The sequence below is a fragment of the Treponema sp. OMZ 805 genome (genome assembly GCF_050937395.1).
In the GTDB taxonomy this organism is placed as follows: Bacteria; Spirochaetota; Spirochaetia; order Treponematales; family Treponemataceae; genus Treponema.
In genome coordinates this window covers 17669-39959 of sequence record NZ_JACCLP010000011.1, presented here as the reverse complement: position 1 = coordinate 39959, position 22291 = coordinate 17669, and the positions used below count along the sequence as shown (strand labels likewise).

General features: G+C 46.9%; 16 protein-coding genes. 5 read left to right on the top strand and 11 right to left on the bottom strand.

Going from position 1 to position 22291, the window contains the following annotated elements; all coding sequences use genetic code 11:
- Positions 1-111: 111 nt before the first annotated feature.
- Entirely contained in the window at positions 112-2289 is a 2178-nt protein-coding gene (gene recG, locus HGH47_RS09245) for an ATP-dependent DNA helicase RecG (protein ID WP_432911960.1), read from the bottom strand.
- On the bottom strand, positions 2225-2518 hold the full coding sequence (locus tag HGH47_RS09240) for a hypothetical protein (RefSeq protein WP_212565991.1): 294 nt from the start codon (positions 2516-2518) through the stop codon (positions 2225-2227). Before HGH47_RS09240 ends, recG begins: the two co-directional genes overlap by 65 nt.
- Positions 2519-2627: 109 nt before the next feature.
- Between HGH47_RS09240 and HGH47_RS09235 the strand changes: the two genes are divergently transcribed.
- From HGH47_RS09235 to HGH47_RS09215, 5 genes are all read left to right on the top strand, one after another.
- Positions 2628-2843 carry a hypothetical protein gene (locus tag HGH47_RS09235; protein WP_212565990.1) on the top strand — a complete coding sequence of 72 codons (216 nt, stop codon included), beginning with the start codon at positions 2628-2630 and terminating at the stop codon, positions 2841-2843.
- Between the two features lie 761 nt (positions 2844-3604).
- Positions 3605-4816 carry a substrate-binding domain-containing protein gene (locus HGH47_RS09230; RefSeq protein WP_212565989.1) on the top strand — a complete coding sequence of 404 codons (1212 nt, stop codon included), beginning with the start codon at positions 3605-3607 and terminating at the stop codon, positions 4814-4816.
- 484 nt (positions 4817-5300) lie between these two features.
- Positions 5301-6794 (top strand): sugar ABC transporter ATP-binding protein, encoded by a 1494-nt coding sequence (locus tag HGH47_RS09225; protein WP_432911955.1) that lies wholly within the window; start codon positions 5301-5303, stop codon positions 6792-6794.
- Positions 6795-6894: 100 nt separating this feature from the next.
- The gene (locus HGH47_RS09220; RefSeq protein ID WP_432911952.1) at positions 6895-8637 is read left to right on the top strand and encodes an ABC transporter permease subunit; all 1743 of its coding nucleotides are present in this window, start codon (positions 6895-6897) and stop codon (positions 8635-8637) included.
- A gap of 304 nt (positions 8638-8941) precedes the next feature.
- On the top strand, positions 8942-10021 hold the full coding sequence (locus HGH47_RS09215; protein WP_432911949.1) for a 6-phosphofructokinase: 1080 nt from the start codon (positions 8942-8944) through the stop codon (positions 10019-10021).
- Between the two features lie 81 nt (positions 10022-10102).
- Here the strand turns inward: HGH47_RS09215 and fusA are convergent, their stop codons facing one another.
- From fusA to HGH47_RS09170, 9 genes are all read right to left on the bottom strand, one after another.
- On the bottom strand, positions 10103-12166 hold the full coding sequence (fusA, locus tag HGH47_RS09210) for an elongation factor G (protein ID WP_212565985.1): 2064 nt from the start codon (positions 12164-12166) through the stop codon (positions 10103-10105).
- A 17-nt stretch (positions 12167-12183) separates the two neighbouring features.
- Positions 12184-15162: a ligand-binding sensor domain-containing protein gene (locus tag HGH47_RS09205; RefSeq protein WP_432911946.1), complete on the bottom strand. Its 2979-nt coding sequence runs from the start codon at positions 15160-15162 to the stop codon at positions 12184-12186.
- 172 nt (positions 15163-15334) lie between these two features.
- Positions 15335-15733, bottom strand: a complete 399-nt coding sequence (gene secG / locus HGH47_RS09200) for a preprotein translocase subunit SecG (protein WP_212565983.1) — start codon at positions 15731-15733, stop codon at positions 15335-15337.
- 62 nt (positions 15734-15795) lie between these two features.
- A complete protein-coding gene (gene serS / locus HGH47_RS09195; protein ID WP_212565982.1) occupies positions 15796-17070 on the bottom strand; it encodes a serine--tRNA ligase in 1275 nt (424 codons plus the stop codon).
- A gap of 44 nt (positions 17071-17114) precedes the next feature.
- Complete coding sequence (locus HGH47_RS09190) at positions 17115-17672, bottom strand: GNAT family N-acetyltransferase (RefSeq protein ID WP_212565981.1); 558 nt, start codon at positions 17670-17672, stop codon at positions 17115-17117.
- 458 nt (positions 17673-18130) lie between these two features.
- On the bottom strand, positions 18131-18451 hold the full coding sequence (locus HGH47_RS09185; RefSeq protein ID WP_212566516.1) for a HigA family addiction module antitoxin: 321 nt from the start codon (positions 18449-18451) through the stop codon (positions 18131-18133).
- A 74-nt stretch (positions 18452-18525) separates the two neighbouring features.
- The gene (locus HGH47_RS09180) at positions 18526-18789 is read right to left on the bottom strand and encodes a hypothetical protein (RefSeq protein WP_432911941.1); all 264 of its coding nucleotides are present in this window, start codon (positions 18787-18789) and stop codon (positions 18526-18528) included.
- Between the two features lie 341 nt (positions 18790-19130).
- Positions 19131-20024: an Rpn family recombination-promoting nuclease/putative transposase gene (locus HGH47_RS09175; protein ID WP_432911938.1), complete on the bottom strand. Its 894-nt coding sequence runs from the start codon at positions 20022-20024 to the stop codon at positions 19131-19133.
- Positions 20025-20198: 174 nt separating this feature from the next.
- Entirely contained in the window at positions 20199-22244 is a 2046-nt protein-coding gene (locus tag HGH47_RS09170) for an InlB B-repeat-containing protein (RefSeq protein ID WP_432911935.1), read from the bottom strand.
- Positions 22245-22291: the final 47 nt, after the last annotated feature.

The window sequence follows — 22291 nt, the reverse complement described above, 5'->3', positions numbered from 1 at the left end:
CGTTGAAAAGCGTACACGGAAGTACGCTTTTCAACATGCCTGCGGTTAATTTTTTCTCGCGCCTCGGATCTACGCCACATCTTTTCAAAAGGCTTACGGAGAGGACATCATCTACTGCGTCGCTCGTTCAGCGAAGTACGTCCATGTACTTCGCTGAACGCGCTGTGCGGCAAGCATTTCGAAGGCGGCGATGCGGGCTTTTTCCAATAGCGCAAAGTCGCGGATAGGATCGGCAAGCTCAAAACCGCAATAGCCGGACTGCTCAACGCCGCCGATATCCCCCGGCCCCCGCAGCTTCAAATCTTCCTCCGCAATAACAAACCCGTCAGTCGTGCTTGCCATCACCTTGAGCCGCGCCATGCCGGTTTCGGTAATATTTTTTCCATAGAGTAAAAAACAATAGGATTGCTCGCTGCCTCGCCCGATTCTGCCCCGCAACTGATGCAACGCCGAAAGGCCGAAGCGGTCGGCGTGTTCGATAACCATACAAGTTGCGTTCGGCACATCGACACCGACTTCAATAACACTAGTAGCCACGAGGATATGAATAGTACCTGAGCGAAACTCCTGCATGATAGCCCGCGCTTCGTCCTCCGGCACCTTGGAATGCAGGAGCGCAAGCCGGTGATGGGGGAAATCCCGTGTCAGCTCCGCGAACATATCTTCCGCCGATTTTAGGCTGAGTGTATCCGAATCTTCGATAATCGGATACACAAAATAGGCTTGCTTTCCGGCAAGGATATCCTGCCCGATAAAATAATACACTTTTTCGGCCTTGCTCTCGGGAGCAACATAGGTAATCACCGGCTTACGCCCGGGAGGCATCGTTTTGATGACGGAAATATCGAGGTCGCCGAACATCGACAGCGCAAGTGTCCGCGGAATAGGCGTCGCACTCATCATCAAAAAATGCGGAGCCTTTTTTCCGCTGTCGATGCCCTTTTGGATAATTGCAGAACGCTGGAGTACCCCGAAGCGATGTTGTTCGTCGATGACAACCATACGCAGGTTTTTATACAGTGTTTGTGCGGAAAAAAGGGCGTGCGTACCGATGATGAGGTCGATATTACCGGAGGCGAGCTGCTGCAAAAGCTGAGAGCGTCCCGCCGCCTTGAGGTTACCGGTTAAAAAAGCGAGCCGTACGCCGAGCGGTTCCAAGAGCTTTGCTGCGTTATCGGCATGCTGCCGTGCCAGCAGCTCAGTCGGCGCCATCAGCGCCGCCTGTCCGCCGCCCTCTATCACTTTTAAGCAGGCTAAAAATGCAACCAATGTCTTACCGGAACCGACATCTCCCTGAATAAGGCGGGCGGCGGGCGCCGTTCCATCGAGGTCGGCGTTAATCTCTGCGGTAACGGCTTGCTGGTCTGCAGTAAGCGTAAACGGCAGGCGTGAAAGCAGCTCCTTTTGCAGCGGGCTGTATGCGTACTGGTACTGGAGCGTATCCGTCGCCGATTGGCCGCCTGTTTCCTCTCCGGCGCATCCATCACCGCCGGTATGAGCTTCCGGCACCGCTTGACTGTCTCCCTTTGCCGTCTGGGCAGGGAAGCCGCTCCCCTGCCCTTTTGCCCCCGTCGTACGCGGCAGCATACCGCGCCGTTCGAGTGCGCGCATACCGACAGCCGCCTCGTACAGGAAGAACTCTTCAAAGATGAGCGCGGTGCGGGCATTTTCCGCCTCCTGCATAGAAGCGGGGCGGTGCATTGCAAACAGCACGGTTCTTTTATCGGGGTAGCCGTATTTGTTCAATACGTCGGCGGGAAGCTCGGAATCGATTCCCCGCGCATACGAGTTAAGCGCCTGATCGATGAGTTTACGCAGTTTTGTCTGGGTAAGCCCCTGCGTCAGCGGATATACCGGCAAAATACGGCGCTCCGCCGTATCATATTTTTCTATATCGAAAGAACTCGATTGGATAGCCCCGTATTTAACGGAAAAACTTCCGTAGACCAGCGCCTTTGTACCTTCCGGAAACGATTTTTCTAAAAAAGGCCGGTTAAAGCACGCCAACTCGCCGCGGGTGCCTTCCGAATCGCAGACAATCAACTTGAGCGTTTTCATACGCCCGTAGCCGAACCATTGCTGATCCATAACCGTTACCGGAACATTCAATTTATGAAACGCATTCCATTCGCTGAGCGTATTATACCTGCTGCGGTCTTCCCATGTGCGCGGCCAGAGCCGTAGTAGATCACCGACCGTCGAGACCCCCAGCCGGCTCAGCTGTTCAACAGTTGTTTTTCCCGCCCCATACAGATTTGACACAGGCGTTTGAATTTCTCCAATCAGCATAATGGCAGTATACCACAAGAAAAAGCCTTACGGCGAGATGTTTCGAGAGTATCATGTCCGACAAATCACATTCAAAGACCGCATCTTTATTATTAAGCACCGAAGGCGATGAAATGAGTCCGTCCTTACCCCATGCTCCGTTCGAAGCAATCACCAGTTTTTTCGGTTTAACAGCGATAAAACGATAAAAACCGTAGCCTGTTTCATTACCTGACATATTTTTGTACACAGCTGCATCATCAACAAGGGTAATTTCACCATCCAGAGCCCCGCCGCTTTTTTTGTACTTTTGATATGTTGAGGATCTTCAGAAGCGGCAGGGATGCCATCGTTCAGAAATGTCCGTCATTGTGCATTCGTGGGCTACGAGTTTGCAAGCAAACTCGCTTCTGTATGGAACCACCGACGTCCTTGTCGGTTCTGAAAAGCCTTTTACCATTAGCTTTTTTGCAAATAGCCTGTCCGGAAGTGTACATCCGTGTACACTTTTTCCCGACATACTTCCGTGTATGTCGGGAAAAGACGAGTTTTATACAAAACTCGCTTCTGATTAATATCCCGCCCGTCCTTGGGCGTTCTGACGACGAGTTTTTGCTGTGCAAAAACATCGCTGCTGCTTATAACCACGGACATCCGTGTCCGTTCTAAAACTACAAGGCGCGAGTACAAATTAACCGCAGGCACGCTAAAGAATGAACGTCGGTGTTCATTCTTTAGCTGCGAGTTCGCAGTGCGAACTCGATTCTGCTTGGAACCACCGCCATCCATGGCGCTGTTGAACAGTGTCCTTCCGTGTACACTGTTCAACGTCGAGTTTGCGGGGCAAACTCGCTGCTGCTTAATTTCACGGACATCCGTGTCCGTTCTAAAACTACAAGGCGCGAGCAAAAATAAAGCGGAGACGTACTTTTTGTACGTCGAGCATTTATTTTTGCGCAGCAACGCCGTAGATGCCTCGCCCACGAATGTACATCCGTGTACATTCGTGGGCTACGAGTTTGCAAGCAAACTCGCTTCTGTATGGAACCACCGACGTCCTTGTCGGTTCTGAAAAGCCTTTCACTGTTAGCTTTTTTGAAAATAGGTGGAGCAGATGCTAGGAGCGTACAAAAAACACCCGCAGGCGTACTTTTTGTACGTCGAGGACTGTTTTTTGTTAAGCGACAACGCAGATGCCCGCCTATTTTCAAAAAAAAGGTTTTGAAAATTTTACACTTATATAGTATAATATGCAGTCGTACGGATATTTAACTTCTACCGCTCAAAGAGCACAGTTAAAGTTAAATACCGACTTATTTTGAGGAGGCAGATATCTATGAACTATGTTTCAAAAGTATCTCACAAAGTTGTATTGGCTGTACTGGCATGCAGCCTTTTGGTTCTTGCAAGCTGCGGAGAAAAAAGCACCGCAACGCTCAACAAGGATAAGCCGCTCGTATTCTTTAACCGGCAGCCGTCCGATCCGACAACCGGTGAAATCGATATGACGACGATGAACTGGAACGACAAGACCTACTATGTCGGTTTTGACGCTGCAGGCGGGGGAGCCGTTCAGGGGGCGTTGATTGTGGAGTTCCTTGCCAAGGCTGACGCTTCGATCGACCGCAATGGCGACGGCGTGTTAGGCTATGTACTGTGCATCGGCGACGTCGGGCATAACGATTCCAAGGCGAGAACCGAAGGTATCAGGCGAGCGCTCGGCACATGGGCAGGTTCCACCGATCCGGGAGCAGTTCAGGAAGGTTCAATCACCATCGCAGGAAAGACCTTAAAAGTCGTAGAGCTTGAAGGAAAAGCAATGACCGGAACCGACGGTTCCACATGGAATGCAAACGCCGCAACCGAAGCAATGGGCGGCTGGGCAACCAAATTTGCAGATCAGATCGACATGGTTGTTTCCAACAACGACGGTATGGCAATGGGCTGTTTACAGGCTTCAAACTATCCGGCAGGCGTTCCGATTTTCGGTTATGATGCAAACGCAGACGCGATCGAAGCAATCGGAAACGGCAAACTTTCGGGAACCGTTTCTCAGAACGTAGACGCACAGGCAACTGCGACACTGCAAGTATTACGCAACTTGCTCGACGGTTTAACAGGAGAGGACGTATACACCAAGGGTATCTCCGTTGCCGACAAATACGGTAATAAGATCACTGCGCCCGTACAGTACTGGGCAGACGTAAAAGCCGTTATGGCGGAAAACTCAGGCGTAAATGCCGAAAACTGGCAGAACTACTCCGGCGGCAGCCGCGACACGGGCATCAAGCAGACACAGGCCGATAAGAAAAAGGTATTGTTGACAATCTACAACTCTGCCGATAACTTCCTTTCTTCTTCGTATGTTCCGGCACTGAAATACTACGCTCCGCTTTTGAACATCGATCTGACAATCGTACAGGGCGACGGACAAAACGAGTCCAGCTGCTTGGATCGCTTTACCAACCTGAACAACTTTGACGCATTCGCAGTCAATATGGTAAAGACCAACTCCGGCGCAGACTACACCGGCAAGCTGAAGTATTAAATAGGAAACTCCTGACATCCTGTCAGTAGCGGCACGGATGCCATCGTTCAGAAATGAACGTCCGTGTTCATTTCTGAACTTCGAGTTTTTCTGATGAAAAACTCGATTCTGTATAGAACCACTGACATCCTGTCAGAAAAGCGATGTTTTTGCCGAATGGTAAAACTTGTCGTCCAGATTTTGACATGGATGTCAAAATCTGGACAGCGGTAGGGATAGAAGCGGTATCCTTTTTAGCGCCGGTGTATTGCAACGGCAGCCTTCGACGCGAGGAGAAGCGCTGCGGGATTTTGCAGAAGCGCTAAAAAGATACAAGCGAATAGCCCGACCTGCTTCAAACGGCAGACCTCGTTTGCCGTTTGAAGCAGGGAACGCCCAAAATAATAGTAAAGATTAATAAATATATAGAAGAAAAAAGTTGTTGAATGTACTGCACTGGGGGCTTTGCGCTCCGAAACTGAAAAAAACCATGTAAGGAATAGCTATGGAAGACACGGTACTTGAAATTAAAAATCTTTCAAAGTCTTTTGCTAAAAACAAGGTGTTGGAAAATATCAGTTTGACGGTGAAAAGAGGGGCGGTTGTCGGACTGATGGGAGAAAACGGCGCCGGAAAATCGACGATGATGAAGTGTCTGTTCGGGATTTATGCGAAGGACGAAGGACGCTTTTTCCTTGAGAATAAATTGATCGATTTTAAGTCTCCCAAGGATGCGCTGGAAAACGGTGTGGCGATGGTGCATCAGGAGCTGAACCAATGCCTTGACCGTACTGTGATGGATAACCTCTTTTTAGGAAGGTATCCTGTCCGGTTCGGCGCGGTGAATGAAGTGAAGATGCAAAAGGATGCGGATGCGCTGTTTGCGTCTCTTAAAATGAATGTGAATGCACGCACGATTATGCGTACGATGTCCGTTTCGCAGCGGCAGATGGTAGAGATTGCGAAGGCTGTTTCGTATAACGCGAAGGTTATCGTGCTGGATGAGCCGACGTCTTCTTTGACGGAACCGGAAGTTATTAAACTGTTTTCTATTGTACGGTCGTTAAGCAAGAAGGGCGTATCGTTTGTATATATCTCTCATAAAATGGATGAGATTTTTCAGATATGCAGCGAGGTGGCGGTACTGCGCGACGGACGGCTGACGCTGGCAAAAAATATCAATGATACGAATATGAATGAATTGATCTCGGCGATGGTCGGGCGTTCATTGGAAAAGCGCTTCCCCGATGTGGATAATGAAGTTGGGGAGGATTATTTTGAGGTGCGGAATATTACGACCCGCTATGAACCTCAGCTAAAGGATATTTCTTTTACGGTAAAAAAGGGAGAAATTTTCGGGCTGTATGGGTTGGTTGGCGCGGGACGGAGCGAGCTTTTGGAAAGTATCTTCGGCCTTCGCACTATTGCATCAGGCGAGATGCTCTTGGACGGTAAGAAGCTTCATTTTTCCAATGCGAAAGAGGCAATGGACTATAACTTTGCGCTGGTAACCGAGGAGCGGAAGTTCAACGGGATGTTCGCCAAAGCGTCCATTAAATTTAATACCGTTATTGCGAACATTGAAACTTATAAAACATTCGGTGTGCTGTCAAACCGCAAAATGCAGGAGGCTGCCGACCGTGAAATAAAGACGATGCACACAAAGTGTGTTTCTGCGGATGAGCTGATTAGCGCGTTGAGCGGAGGGAATCAGCAGAAGGTGATTATCGGCAAATGGCTTGAACGCCAGCCCGACATCCTTTTGCTGGATGAACCGACCCGCGGTATCGACGTCGGGGCGAAGTACGAAATTTATCAGCTTATCATCAATATGGCGAAAGCGGGAAAAACGATTATCGTTGTTTCGAGTGAGATGCCGGAAATTTTAGGCATTACGAATCGCATTGCCGTTATGTCGAACTACCGCCTTGCCGGTATTGTCGATACCGCTACCACCGATCAGGAAGCGTTGCTGCGGCTTTCCGCTCGGTACTTATGATGTATAGCCTATAACGAGGTAATTCTAAAAACTCAGATTGGATTTTTAGAACCACCTACTATTGAATACGATTGAACACGGATATTTACCGGAGGATAGAATGAAAGATACACCTGAACATAGCACACAGTACACGTTCTCGCAGGAACAAATTGCGCAGGCGGATACGGCAAAGCTCTTGGACGAAGATGCCGTTCTTGCCGAGTATACGGAACGGCTTGATGCGTTGCGCGAAAACGGAGTGAACAAGGTTTCCGCACTGACGCAGGAGATTGCCGCCGTACGCAAAAATAAATTGATAAGCGCCGAGGAAAAAAACACCCGGATTGCAACCTATCGCAAGCAAATTGAAGAGGCTAAGACCGTTGCGGCGCGGTATAAAGATGAAGAAAAAGAGCTGACGCATAAGGCGATACAGCGGGTGAATGCGCTTTCCGATGCTTTTGAGCAGGAAGTAAAAAAGAATGAAAATGCAAAGGCGGCGCGGTATAAGCAGGAATACGCGGAGAAGGTGCAAAGCATTACGGAAGCGGCGGAGAAAAAGAAGCAGGAAATTACCGCCGCTTTTGCGGGGAAAAACTCCGAGGAAGAACGGCGGGAAGCGCAGCAGGAATTGACCGCTGCGAACAATGCGTTTAAGTCCGCGCTTTTCGATGCGAAAAATCAGTATCAGACGGCATTGTGGAAGTGCAAAAATGCAAAGCATCAAGTCTATGTCGATCGGGTACAGAAAAATATCCATCTGCGCAACAGTAAAACCGATTTTTCCGAGGACTTTAAACTCGGCTTAAAGGATTACGCCTATAAGTTTACTCCCGCGCAGTTCTTTTTGGCAAACGGATTGTACATTGCGATTGTAATCTTCTTTGTGGTGTGTATTATCGTTGCGCCGCTGTCGGGCAGCGGGAATCTCTTGAGCCTTGCAAATATCCTGACGATTTTGGAACAATCTTCGGTGCGTATGTTCTACGCGCTGGGCGTTGCGGGAATTATTTTGCTGGCCGGTACGGACTTGAGCGTCGGGCGCATGGTCGCGATGGGCGCGGTTGTTACCGGTTTAATTCTCCATCCGGGAACGAACATCGTAACGTTCTTCGGTATGGGGCCGTGGGATTTTACCGCGCTGGCGATGCCGATACGGGTAGTGCTTTCCCTCGGAATTTCCATCATTTTCTGTGTGATATTCAGCGCCTTTGCGGGCTTCTTTTCGGCATGGCTGAAAATTCATCCCTTTATTTCGACGCTCGCGACGCAGCTGATTATCTACGGTCTTTTATTCTTCGGGACGAGCGGTACGCCGGTCGGTTCCATCGATGCCGGTATTAAGGACTTTTTCGGCGGCCGGTGGGAGCTTGGCGTTGTGGGCGGCGAATTGGTAACCTTCCCCAAACTGATTATCCCTGCGGTTATCGCCATCGCGATTGCGTGGTTTATCTGGAATAAAACCGTACTCGGCAAGAATATGTACGCGGTCGGCGGTAATGCCGAAGCCGCCAGCGTGAGCGGTATCAGCGTATTCAAGGTAACGATGAGCGTGTTTATTATGGCGGGGATTTTCTACGGTTTCGGCGCCTTCTTCGAGGCGTTTAAAGCGAATGCGAGCGCAGGTACCGGTCAGGGGTATGAGCTGGACGCAATCGCAGCCTGCGTAGTCGGCGGTATTTCGTTTAACGGCGGTATCGGCAAGCTGGAAGGCGCGGTGCTCGGCGTTATCATCTTTACCGGTTTAACGTACTGCTTAACCTTCCTCGGCATCGACACCAACTTACAGTTCGTGTTTAAAGGCTTTATCATCATCGCCGCCGTCGCCCTCGACAGCGTGAAGTATTTGAAGAAGAAGTAAAACACAGGGAAATCGTACCAGACGCTTATATTGATATTCCCGCAGAATAATGAGGCTGTTCAACCAGAGTTGAACCTCTTCGCGGTTCAAATGGTCTCACAGCCTCATTATTCTGCGTTCTTGCTTTATTTGTCTGGTACGATTTCCCTTTTTTTGAAATAAAAGTGCACGAAATTTTCCTAAAATTTCGTGCGAAAGGAAGATAAACACATCATCTTTTTTCTAATATCTGCTGTTTTTTATGGCTATTACTATCGGTGTTTTTTCGCTTGCATAAGCAGGGAAAGCAGGGTATTCTTTTTATATGACTGCACATAAACGCCTCGGCATTTTAACATCGGGGGGAGACGCTCCCGGATTAAACGCTGCTATCAGGGCTTTAGCTCGAACAGCGATGAACCGTTACGGAATGGAAGTGGTCGGTATTGAGCAAGGGTACCGCGGCCTCATCGAAAACAAGTACCACATATTAACGGAGCAAGATCTTTCCGGCATCCTCGCGCGCGGGGGGACTATTTTGGGGGCTTCCCGTGAAAAACCGTTTAAAGACCGCGGCTGGCGTAATGCGGACGGCAGCGGGGCGGTGGATTGTATCAAAAAAAATTACAAAGACTTACGGTTAGACTGCCTTGCCGTTCTCGGCGGCAATGGGTCGCAGACTACTGCCGATATGCTCGTAAACGAAGGCTTAAACATCATCGGTATTCCTAAAACCATCGACAATGATATTGTGCATAATGATATGAGCTTCGGATTTCACACCGCGCTTGATATTGCAACGGATGCGATCGACCGGCTGCATACGACAGCGGCAAGTCATAACCGAATTATGGTGATAGAAATTATGGGGCATAAGGCGGGATGGCTTGCACTCTACGCGGGTATTGCCGGGGGTAGTGATGTCATTATCATTCCGGAAATACCATACCGGATTGAAGCCATAGCCGAGCACTTACTGGAACGCCGTAAAAAAGGAAAAAATTTTTCAGTTGTGGCAGTTGCCGAAGGCGCCGTATCGTTTAACGAAAAGGATATGAACAAAAAAGCGTTAAAGGAATCGCGCAAATCTATGGTCGGTTCGATCGGATATCGGGTTGCAGGGGAGATAGAAGCGGCTACCGGCGCCGATGCGCGGGTTACGGTGCTCGGTTATTTGCAGAGAGGTGGTACTCCTTCAGGCTATGACCGCATATTGGCAACACGCTTTGGCGCCGTTGCGGCTGAGTTTGCCGCCGAGGAACGGTACGGCGTTATGACAGCTCTGCAACAGGGGGGTATCACTGCCGTACCGCTCAGTAAGGTCGCCGATAAGGTCAAAAAAGTACCGGAAGATCACCCGATGATTCGCGCTGCGTGGGATGTCGGCACCTGTTTTGCCGGTTAACCGACCGGCGCAGCTTTCTAACCTAATGACAGGTGGAAAGCGCACACCGTTTTACCCGTCAACGGCTCGTCGGCTATGCGATTAACCGCCGAGACAGCCTTTTTTAATTTCAAAATGGCTAAAGCTCATCGTAAAAGAGGCTCGGCCCTGCGTAACGGAGCGTAAATCGGTGGAAAAGCCGAAGAGTTTTGCCATCGGCGCTTGTGCATGAACAACATCGATATTCGGCTTTGAATCCATACCGAGTACTATGCCGCCGCGCTGCGTCATCTGGCTCATCGCATCTCCAACAAATTCCTTAGGACAGAGAATATCGACATTCATTACCGGCTCAAGCAGTTCGGGGGCGGCTTTTCGGCACGCCTCATCAAAACCCATCGCAGCGGCGGCTTCAAACGCAAAGGTTGTCGCAGTCAGCTCGTCGTATTCGGCATCGATGAGGGTTACGCCGATGTCTACGCACGGATAGCCGTATTGAATCCCCGAATTAAAGGCGCCGCGAATCGCGTGCTCCACCGCCTCGATAATATCTTCAGGCAGGGAATGCGCCTGCGGAGTGCCGCCCGTCGAAACCTTAACCGTGTTCTTAAAGCTGTTTCCCGAACCTCGTTCAAGCGGTTCTACACGGAGCGTAAGCTGTGCTGTCTGTTCTTTACCGGCAAGTACCTTGCTGAATCGCTCGGTATGTTCCGCCGTTTGAGTAATGGACTCGCGATAGGTTACCTGCGGCTTACCGATACGGGCTTCCACCTTAAAGTCCTGCAGCATACGGGTTGTAAGAACGTCCAAGTGTAGCTCCCCCATACCGGAGATAATCAGCTGTCCCGTTTCCGCATCCTCACGGCTTATAAAAGTAGGATCCTCCCGTGATAGAATCGCGAGCGTTTCTTTGAGTTTATCGCTTTCCGAAAGGCTTTTCGGCTCGATAGCTACGGAGATAACCGGTTCGGGGAACTGCATAGATTCAAGGAGTATCGGCATCCCCTCGCTGCCGAGCGTGTCGCCCGTTTGTGCTAATTTGAGCCCGACAAATACGGCAATATCGCCCGCTTCCACACTGTCCATCGGTTCGGATTTATTGGAGTGCATCCGCAGGATACGGCCGATCCGCTCACGCTTTTTTTTGCCGACATTATATACCTGATCGCCTGCCTTTATTTTTCCCGAATACATGCGAACATAGCAAAGTGCGCCCGCTTCCCGGTCATACTGAATCTTAAAGACCAAGCCGAGCGGCACGCCATCGCTTTTGCAGGGAACGGAAACAGGCGTTCCTTTTTTCAGCTGAATCCCCTCGGCAGGCGCAACTTCATCGGGTGCCGGAAGATAGTCTACGATTGCGTCGATGAGCGGCTGAATACCGATATTGCGCCGCGAAGCTCCGCATAAAAACGGAATATACTGCCGTTTAAGTACCGCGGTACGGATTTCTTTTTTGATAAGTTCTGCCGGAATGGGTTCTCCTTCAAGCATCAACTCCGTTACCGTATCGGAATAGGCGGAAACAACATCCAGCATTTTTTCGCGGTATTTTTCCGCCTCCGCACGGTATTGGGCGGAAAGCGGGCTGCGGGTAAATTTTTCCCCTTCCGTTTCCGCATCCCAGCGGATTTCTTCCATTGTAATCAGGTCGATAACACCTTCAAAACTTTCCGCACTGCCGATAGGAATTTCAAGCGGCATTACCGTGCAGCCGAATTTCTCTTTAACATCTTCCATCGCCGCAAAAAAATCGGCGCCGATTCTGTCCATCTTGTTCACAAAACAGATGCGCGGTACATTGTAATGATCCGCCTGCCGCCACACTGTTTCCGTCTGCGGTTGCACCCAACCTACTGCACAGAGTACGGCAACCGCGCCGTCGAGCACACGCAGCGAGCGCTCTACCTCAGCGGTAAAGTCAACGTGCCCGGGCGTGTCGATAATGTTGATTTGATGATCACGCCAATAGGTTGTCGTTGCAGCGCTCTGAATGGTGATACCCCTGTCTTGTTCTTGCTGCATCCAATCCATTGCCGCAGCTCCGTCATCAATTTCTCCAATACGGTGAATTTTTCCGGTATAAAAAAGAATACGTTCGGTTGTTGTTGTTTTTCCGGCATCGATATGCGCCATGATGCCGATATTTCGCATAGTGTTAAGCACGTGCTGCTCCTTTTTAATCAGTGACAGTCGGTTATTTGATCCATCGTTGTGTCATAAAATACAACTTTATTTCTTCCCGTCTGTTTTGCACGATAGAGTGCACAGTCCGCTTTATGGATCATTTGTTCAAAAGTGTCTTTTTCGGTAGGTTCCCCCGCAAAAACTCCGATACTGATGGTCGTTTGCCCTACCATTTCTTTGGCATGCCGCTCATGCATCGTTTCCACTGTTTTTCGGATTCCTTCCGCAATATGCATTGCCTTTTCGGGAAGCAAGTTATACAACACAATCAAAAATTCTTCGCCACCGTATCGACCGATTAAGTCTGTTTCCGTCCGGATGCGCTTCTTTAAATCCGTTCCGATTAAACGCAACAGTTCATCGCCTGCCTGATGACCGAAGCAGTCGTTATAATTTTTAAACAAGTCGATATCAAACATCATAACCGCTATCGAAACATTATGCTCTACCGCCATTTGCCATATCTTTAAGCCGATCATATCGATATACCGGCGGTTCCCAATGCCGGTTAAGTGGTCGAGCAAGGAAAGCTCTTTAAGGGTAAAGTTGTCTTGAATCAATACCAGCTGTTTTTCCTCAAGCAGGTCTGCATACCGCTGCAGCCAATATAGCTTATGAATCTTGTAAGCCAAGAAGATAATAATGGCTATAATTACTATATAGAACCAAATCATAACGGGTGAGATGAGAAAACTTTGTCGTATGGTGAACGAGACTCTGTCTTGTACGACACTCCGATCCTCTGCCGCATTTTTTACTAAAAACGTATACGATCCGGGGGGCAGATGTGTATATTGTACATAATTTCGATCGGATGCAACAATCCAGTCTTTATCAAAGCCGACTAATTTATAGGCGTAGACCGGTTTCTTGCGTCGGGAAGAATAGGGTGCAGCAAATGAAATTTTAATATCATTTGTTTTGTAATCAAATATGAACGGCTGCTTTTTTGTATAGAGATTAACCGACTGTCCGTCTACCGTAAGTCCCCGTATCTTAATAGGTATAAATTGGAGACGGGATGCATAGAGTTTTGCTTGAGAGATTTTTAATATGCCTTTATCGGTACCAAAGAAAAACATCCCCTTATTTTTTAAAGCGATGGGGGGGCAAGAAAAATAACCGTATTGGTGTATGTTCGTGATATTATACGCTTGGGCTGTTTGATGGGCTGTATCGAATAAATTTAAATATTTGAGTCCCGCTATCCATAAAAAGTCGTCATCTGCATCGGTTATACCGATAATCTGATTGGAGGAGAGTCCGATATCCTTTGTATAGGTACGGAAAAGTTCTGTTTTTGGGTCAAACCGGCAAATACCGCCATCGTTTGTACCGAACCATAGATATCCCTTTGAATCTTCACAAAAAGAATCGACACGGTTGGCGGAAATACCGGTCGGTTTATTTACATCATATAAATACGAAATAAAATCCTGTGTTTCGGGGACGTACCGGCATAGACCTTTGTTTGTACCGATCCACAACGTACCGCGACTGTCTCGGTTGATAAAAAAGATAATGTCATTACTTAACGAACGCGGGGCATCGGAATGACGGTACTGTGCTAGAATACCGTTTTCGGGAGAAAAATGGATAAGCCCTGCGCCATACGTGCCTATCCAGAGGGTATTATCTGAATCTTGATAGATAGACCGTATCAAAAAACTTGAAGCATCGGATATCCGGTTATTATATAATGAAATAGGCGTAAATGAAGCAGTGGTTGAATCAAAGAAAAACAGACCTTTGTTGGTACCGACCCATGCTTCCGTATCGCTGGTGGCACTGATAGAATAAATGAGTGCGCCGTTCACTTGATTTTTGCCTACTATGAACGGGAACTCTTCCGCTTCCCACTGATAAAAACTATATCGAACGAGAATATTATTGGAGGCTGCCCAGAGATAGTTATTACTGGCGGTTAAACAAGCAATACTATCATCAAGATGCAATAATTTTTTTTTGCTTGCGTAAGATTCGGCATGGAGCGGTACTGCAATATCACCCGAAAGGCGGTTTAAATCCGCTATATTGAGTGCATCCGCCGTTCCGACAAACAGCATGTTATATTTATTTATAAAGAATGAATATACGACATTATTGGTTAAAGAGCCCTCCGGGTTTTGATTCGCTTTATATGGGGTTACTTCTTTTGTTTTTTTGTTGATGATGTATATTCCGCCGCCCCATGTCCCCACTGCAATGTATTCGTCGGTAAGAAAATTATTATAGAGCGTATATATCCGTGCATCCGGCAGCGAGTATACCTCATAGCTGTTGTCGCCGGGCGTAATCCGGACAAGCCCGATACCCCAGACGGAAAGCCAGTACACACCATCGCTATCTTCTATAAAGTGATACACGACACCGCTTTTTCCGGGGCACCCTTCGGGTATCAAGCTACACGGTTCAAAAGCTCCTTCCGATTCGTTGTATTGCCATACTCCGTTATATGTTGAGGCATAGATGATACCATGAGAGTCTTCGCTGATGGATCGGATAGTATTGTTCCCGATAAAAGAATGATATTGATGGTTATTAAAAGGTATAAAGTTTTTGCAACTTCCATCGCGGCAAAAGTATAATCCGTTGATTGTCCCTACCCATAGCTGCCGTTTTGAATCGCGAAAAATCGCTGTAATGACATCATCGCTGACAGGAAAATGTTTGAGTATTCCGCTTTTGGTATCGAAACGCTCTAATCCGCTGTATGTACCAAGCCAAAGTACATCATCAGTATCCATATAAATGGTTTGAATTTGACTTGAGCGCATAGTGGTATTGTCAAAGGGAAGGTGTTCGTATTTTTCGCAAGTAATTCCGTTATACTTAATGAGTCCCGAACGGGTAGCAAAATACAGACAATCTTGACTGTCTTCTGCAACACCGACAACTGCATTAAAGGGGAATAAAGCCGGTTCGGTATAAAATGAAAGCGGCGCCAAGTCCGTACAAAATACTAAGCCGGCCATTAAAAAAAGTATGCTAACGAATGTAATAAAATATTTCACGCCTACTCGCACGCTCCTTTTACAGAGGAACAATCCTAACATGAGATGGCACTATATTCATCTCGTTGCAACTTATTGGAATACATATTCCAAGAAACAGTTATTAAACAGTTATTAAATATGAGAACATTGCTTAATGAGATGTGTTTTCGGCAGCTGTTCCTTCGGAAGATTGAAGAGTAGTTTCGGTATCCTCCGCATTGTCGGTTCCATTAGCATCGGATGATGCCTCTTTCCACCATTCTGTTGCCGTTTCTGCCTGCTGTATTTGAGCATCCTGCTGTAAACCGGAATCCCCCGGACTCTTGTTTAACCATGCAAGGAAGAACGTAACAACAAAAAAGAGCGTTATCAGTGTATACGTTGCTCTTGTCAATATGTTGCCGGAACGTGAGCCGAAAGCGGAATTCGATCCGCCTGAAAAAAGACCGCCTAAGCTGTCTCCTTCTTCATTCTGCAATAACACCAGTCCGACAATCAAAAACGCAACTATAATAAAAAACACCAATAATGCGATACTTATTCCGCTCATAAATACTCCAGATTTAGTAAATTATCCTTCATTATATAAATAATTACAGGGTTATGCAAGCATTATTTCTTTTTGATGACATCAAATCCGCAGTAGGGTACCAATGCTTCAGGTATTTTGATGCTGCCGTCCTTCTGCTGATAGTTTTCGATAATAGCAACAAGCGCACGGGACACAGCAATCGCCGTACCGTTCAGCATGTGCACGTATTTGTTTTTCCCGTCATCGTCTTTAAACCGTACATTAAGGCGGCGTGCCTGATAGTCGGTACAATTCGATGTGGAGGTAACCTCACCCCACTCTCCGCCGTTGCGCCCGGGCATCCATGCTTCCAAGTCCCATTTACGGTAGGCGGGAGCGCCGAGGTCTCCGGTGCAGGTATCGACAACACGGAACGCAATGCCTAAACCGGTGAATATTTCTTCTTCGATAAGGCGGAGTTTTTCGTGGATTGCATCGGATTCTTCGGGGGTGCAGTATACGAACATTTCCAGCTTGGTAAATTGGTGTACGCGGTACAATCCCTTCGAGAACTGACCTGCCGCTCCCGCTTCGCGCCGGAAACAATGTGAAAGCCCGCAATACATCAACGGGAGTTTTGCCTTTTCGAGTATCTCATCCGCATGATAGCCGCCGAGCGTAATTTCCGCCGTGGCGACAAGGCAGGTGCCTTCGTCTTCTATAGTATAGACGTTCGATTCACTTCCGCGCGGATTAAAACCGATACCGCGAAGGATTTCTTCTTTTGCAACGTCAGGGGTAATAAATGGAGTAAACCCGTGCTTGCGCAGAATATTCAAACCGTACAGCACCAGCGCCTGCTCCAAAAACACCGCCTCGTTTTTAAGATAGTAGAATTTTACGCCGGAAACCTTGGTTGCAGCATCGAAGTCGATTAAATCGAGCGCTTCCGCCAGCTGCACGTGATCTTTCGGTTCAAAATCGAACTGAGGAACGGTACCGACCTGTTTTACTTCGCAGTTTTCCGTATCTTCCTTGCCGATTGGAGCATCAGGATGCGCCATATTCGGGATCTGCATCATCGCTGCCTCAAGTGCCGCTTCTTTTTCTTTTAAAGCTGCTTCGGCAGCCGCGATTTCGGCTTTAATCGCCTTGCCCGTTTCGATGAGCGCATTGCGTTCTGCGACATCCTTTGCTTTTTTCATTGCAAGGGAGTTTTCGTTTCGTTTTGCCTGAAGCCCTTGCAATGCAGTTGTCATTTCAGTCCGTTCGTCAAAGAGGCGGACGGCAGCCTCTGCATCGGCATGCATAGCGCGGTTAATAATATTTTGTTTAACCGCTTCCAAATTATTTTTGATAAATCGATAGTCAAGCATAGTTGATATTGTATGAAGTTATTGTGCTTTATGCAAGCGTTTTCTTATTTTTCAATTTTATACTGCGGATTTGTTTCATAAAAATCTGCGGGTAGAATATCCATCAGTATAATGTTGTGATATTCCATATTCCTGATTAAGCCGTCACGGATTTCTCCTATTTTTTTAAAGCCGACTTTTTCGTAGCAGGCAATGGCACGTTGATTAAAGTCATACACTCGTAACAGAATATTATGCAGGTTGAGCTTTTTAAAAGCGTAATCCAGCAGCAGCGACAGCGCTTCTCGCCCGTATCCCTTACCCCAATAGCTCTTATTGCCGATGAAGATACCGATTTCCGCCGTCCGGTGAAGGTGATTGATATCGATAAAGCCGACATTGCCGAGCAGCTCATTAGTCTCTTTGTCGATGATGCCGTAATTGTGATCTTGAGCGAGTTTTTTTAGAAGCTCCCTTTCCCCATCGACGGGAATAATCGATGAAATTAATTGCAGATTTTCGGTGACTTCTACGTCGTTCAGCCAAACGGCATACTGTTCGGCATCTTCGATATTGAGCGGCGAAAGGTAGCATTGGGTGCCTACTAGTTTTTTTATGTACATACTAGTCTCCTTTTCTCCGTTTGAAAATATACGGCGCATCTACTTCGTTGCTGCGCACAAATTAATCCTCAACGTATCATAGATACGCCTGCGGTTAATTTGTGCTCGCGCCTCGTATCTGCATCGTCTATTTTCAAACGGCTTACGGAAAGTTTATTTTCAGAAGCGCTTATTTATCCGTGCCACTGCTGAAAATCCTCAACGTATCATAGTCATATTCGGCTGCTAACATTCGCTTAATCTGCAAATGGGCATAGTCCCGTTTGTCAGCATTGAAGCGGATGTTAGACAATTTATGCATATGCGTGCATTTTTATTGTTTCAAATTCTCGGGAATGATTATTGGGCATCTCTAAAAACTTGGTTAGATTTTTAGAGATGCCCGACGAGTATTTTTGATAAGTCTTTACATCGTTATGACTTATCAAAAAACATCGCAAAAAATCTAAGGAAAACCTCTAAAAAACTGAGGTTTTTAGAGGTTCCCAATTGTTTTCTTCTTCTAAATCATACAGATTCTGAAGATTGAGCCAGAATTCTGCTGTCGTCCCAAAGAATTTTGAAAATCTGATAGCGGTATCCGCAGTAATTGAACGCTTCCCGTGAATTATCTCTGAGATTCTTGTTTCAGGAACATTGATTTCTTTTGCCAGACGATATGCAGAAATGTTCATCGCATCTAAAAAATCTTCTTTAAGAATTTCCCCTGGATGAATATTGGGTAATTTTTCATCTTCATCAGTGATAATCTGTGATTCTAACGTTTTCTGCACCTCCATTTTCAAACTTAAATACAATTCTCCATTACACATTATCCATTGTTTACCTATCACCGATTGATTACTGCGCACTTCTAAAGCTTTTCGATTTCTTCAACAGAAAGACCTGTTCCTTCGGCTATTTTAGCAATGTCGATTCCAAGGCGCTTAAATGCTACGGCCGTTTCACGCTTTGTTTGGTATGAGCCTTCTGAAAAGCCTCGCTCAATACCTTGTTCAATTCCTTGTTCAATGCCTTGCTCAATGCCTCGTTCAATGCCTTCAGCAAAGGCGATTTCATGTTCTTCGGCTCGCTGTACTGCAATATCTGTTTCATAATCATATTCGGCTATTAACAATATTTATTACCTCCTCTTTCGCAAATATGCGGGCATCTGCGTTGTCACTACGCCGAAATAAATGCTCAACGTATACCCGATACGTCTCCGCTTTATTTCGGCTAAGTTCCTAGCATCTGCTCCGCCTATTTGCAAAAGGCGGTTCAGGACCGTCATGGATGCCGCTACTGAACATCCTCAACGTATCAGAACGGACACGGATGTCCGTGGTGTAAGTCAGCAACGAGTTTAGACGTAAGGCTAAACTCGCAGTTAAAAAATATACACGGATGTATATTTTTTAACGTGCATGCGGTACTTTTTTGCCTAACTCCTTAGCGAAACGCATATATACGACCCAATTAGTTAATCGCTGCTACCTCTTCTTGCGAGAGTCCGGTCATCTTTGTAATCATACCAATATCAAAAGCTTCAAGCTTCATCAGTTTTGCTGTTTCGAGCGCTTTTTGGCGGGAACCTTGGGATATTCCTTGAGATATTCCTTGAGATATTCCTTGAGCAAAGGCTATTTTGCCTGCTTCTTCCCGCTGCACTGCAATATCCGTATCATAGTCATATTCGGCTATTAACATGTTGATTACCTCCCGTGCTTTTCTTTGTAAATATTCTTTTAGGATCCCTTTTCCTATACATATCTTTACTGCATTAGTAAAGCCGTTTTCAGGGTCGAGTTGTGTTTGGATTCTCACTTCTTCTACAAACAGGCTGTATTCGTCGAGCGTTTTACACGTCTTGAGTATTTCGCCACCTTTATCTTTATTTATATTCAGTACCCGTACTGTCAGCTCCAGTGGTACCTGTTCAGGTTTTGTAATAAAAGCATCGGATAGTTTGAGCGTTATCGTTTCCGGATAATCTTCTATGCCATTGTAAAATACATAGAACTCAGGTGTCGGTATTTTTGATAGTGTTCTTAAATACCTGTCGGTTGGTTTTTGCAGTTTTTCATACAGTCTTGCGATGTATTGTAAAAAGCGTAAGGGCATATTCTCGTTTATTGTCGATTGATGTTCTGCCAATACAATAATCTTATCGTCTACAAGGCAGGAAACATCATTAACAATGTTCATGTACATTATATTATCAAGCCTTATATTTTCTACAGGACAGGAAAGCGGTAAATTAGTATGATGCAAGGCATTGTAAAGAGATAAAAAGTTTTCTTTAGCCTTTTCATCTTCACTGAATAGGTCAACGAATACTGAATCTTTATACTTTCTGTTTGCCGTACTCATAGCAGTTTCCCTCACTTATTGCAGTATAGCATAACTTACTCGGATGTTCAAAGAGAGCGAATAGGGGAAGCTTTTTCTTTTTTTCCATAAAAAGAAAAAGCTTCCCCTCTGACCCCATAATCCACAATTATCAATTACACATTACACATTACACATTACAAATTACCCATTATCTTAATTGTCTTCCGGGAATCCGATTCCACCTATTTTTTGCATCTTCCAGTGCTTTATGTTTTTTGCGTCCTCAAAGGCTTTTTTAAGGCTTTCGGGAGTGGTGAAATCTTTGCAGTTGCCTTCGGGAACGCCTGTCTTCTCAATGTAAAGCATAGCCTTTGCCCCGTCGCTTTCTTCCCATTTCGGCAAATCGTTAAAGAGCTTTGTAAACGCATCGGCATCAAGCTTATTTTTATAGCATGTCAGCCTTTTCAAAGAGGAGCAACCTTGCACGTTAAGGGTGCTAAGCTGATTTTCATCGCAGTTAAGCTCTTTCAATGCAGTTAAGCCTTGCACGTTGAGGGTGGTTAGCTGATTGTCTGAGCAGTCAAGCTCTTTCAAGACAACGCAGTCTGATACGTTAAGAGTCTTGAGCTGATTGTATCCACAGTTAAGTTTTGACAAGGCAGTGCAGCCTTGCACGTTAAGCTCAGATATCTGATTGTTGGTGCAGATAAGCTCTTTCAAGGCAGTGCAGCCTGACACGTTAAGGGCGGTAAGCTTATTGCCTTTGCAGTGAAGTTGTTGCAAAGCAGTTAAGCCGTGCACATTAAGCTCAGGTATCTGATTGGTTCTGCAGTAAAGCTCTTGCAATTCAGTTAAGCCTTGCACGTCAAGCTCAGTAATAAAATTGAACCGGCAGTCAAGCTTTTGCAAGGCGGTACAGCCTGAGGCGTCAAGGGCGATGAGCGGTCTGTTACCTCCTGGCGTTTCTTCACCCCTACAGTTAAGCTCGATGATGTCCCCTATGAGGGTAAGCTTTCTGTCTGGGGCTGTTACGGTCAGTGTGGTTTCTGTGTCATTTGCAAGTTCGGTCACGGTGCAGCCTTCCACTTTTATCGCAGAGCCGTCAGCCGTCTTTGCCTTCACCTTCACGGTGTTCTTGCCCGCCGCAAGGGTGAGGAGGGCTTTTTTTGGCTCAAAGCTTACGGTGACGGCGGCAGGCTTTGTTACAGTAAGCGTGTATTCCGTGTTTGTGCCTGCTTCGGCGATGACCTCTTCGCCGAGCTTCCACTCTTTTATCCTATAGCCTGCAGCAGGCGCTGCGGTAAAGGTTACGGTTTTGCCGTGCTCGACGGTTATGGGACTCGTTTCCGTTTCCGCTACGCCGTCCGCCTTTGCTTTAAGCGTGCCTCCGGCGCCGTCTACGTTGAAGGTTACGGGGTATTTGTTTATCTTCCACTGTGCCGTGTATTCCGTATTTATGGCGGGGAATGCTAAAGGGGAAGGCGGAGCGGGAGACCATCCTTTAAAAGCGTAACCCTCTCGTTCGGGAGCGGGTGCGGTCAAGGCTGTTCCGTATTTGCCTGTTTTTATGATATCGGCCGTATTGCCGCTGACATTGCCGCCTGCAAGTTTAAAGGTTACGTTCACCGTATTGCGCTCGTAATAGAGTTCTACGACGGTGCTGCTGTCAGCATTTATCGTACCTTCTGTCTGTACGGTGTTGTTTACTTTGGTAAGCGCAGACTTGTAGGTAAAGCCTGTGTAGTTTTTTGCCGTGTATGCGACGTTGGCTCCTACCGTGCCGTTTTGATTTTCGCTTTCTGCCGGTTCTGCAGGATAGCCGCCTTCTATTTTTTCCTGATAGTGTTTTACTGTATACGAGGCTTTGCCGGGAGGCAGCTTTTCAAAGCTCACCTTTACGTTTGCCGCCTTGCTTACTTTAAGCGCATAAGACGCGTTGGCTCCGTTTACGGCTTTTCCATCGAGCGTCCAGCCCTTTACTTTGTAACCCGTGTCAGGCGTTGCAGTAAAGGTTACGGTTTTATTCGCTTCTACTTCGTTACCGCTCTTTATTTCCGTTTCACCTATCTTTGCGGTAAGGGTACCCCCCCCCCCCCCGTCTACGTTGAAAGTTACCTTGTATTTGGCCGTTACCGTTTGCACCGTCGGCTGTTTACAAGCGGTAAAAGCCATCGCTGCAAGCGTAAAAAATGCAGCTATGATGAGCGCCGCGGCTCCTCTCAAGGTGTGCGCCTTTTTGCCGATTCTCAATTTTGTCATATAAACCTCCTATATTCAATGTGTAATGGGTAATGTGTAATTCATAA

Coding starts and splice junctions, on each gene's coding strand:
- secG (WP_212565983.1), bottom strand. CDS start 15,733: ATGAGCGGAATAAGTATCGCATTATTGGTGTTTTTTATTATAGTTGCG.
- HGH47_RS09185 (WP_212566516.1), bottom strand. CDS start 18,451: ATGGAGGTGCAGAAAACGTTAGAATCACAGATTATCACTGATGAAGAT.
- serS (WP_212565982.1), bottom strand. CDS start 17,070: ATGCTTGACTATCGATTTATCAAAAATAATTTGGAAGCGGTTAAACAA.
- HGH47_RS09190 (WP_212565981.1), bottom strand. CDS start 17,672: ATGTACATAAAAAAACTAGTAGGCACCCAATGCTACCTTTCGCCGCTC.
- recG (WP_432911960.1), bottom strand. CDS start 2,289: ATGCTGATTGGAGAAATTCAAACGCCTGTGTCAAATCTGTATGGGGCG.
- HGH47_RS09215 (WP_432911949.1), top strand. CDS start 8,942: ATGACTGCACATAAACGCCTCGGCATTTTAACATCGGGGGGAGACGCT.
- HGH47_RS09220 (WP_432911952.1), top strand. CDS start 6,895: ATGAAAGATACACCTGAACATAGCACACAGTACACGTTCTCGCAGGAA.
- HGH47_RS09205 (WP_432911946.1), bottom strand. CDS start 15,162: ATGGCCGGCTTAGTATTTTGTACGGACTTGGCGCCGCTTTCATTTTAT.
- HGH47_RS09170 (WP_432911935.1), bottom strand. CDS start 22,244: ATGACAAAATTGAGAATCGGCAAAAAGGCGCACACCTTGAGAGGAGCC.
- HGH47_RS09225 (WP_432911955.1), top strand. CDS start 5,301: ATGGAAGACACGGTACTTGAAATTAAAAATCTTTCAAAGTCTTTTGCT.
- HGH47_RS09235 (WP_212565990.1), top strand. CDS start 2,628: ATGTCCGTCATTGTGCATTCGTGGGCTACGAGTTTGCAAGCAAACTCG.
- HGH47_RS09230 (WP_212565989.1), top strand. CDS start 3,605: ATGAACTATGTTTCAAAAGTATCTCACAAAGTTGTATTGGCTGTACTG.
- HGH47_RS09175 (WP_432911938.1), bottom strand. CDS start 20,024: ATGAGTACGGCAAACAGAAAGTATAAAGATTCAGTATTCGTTGACCTA.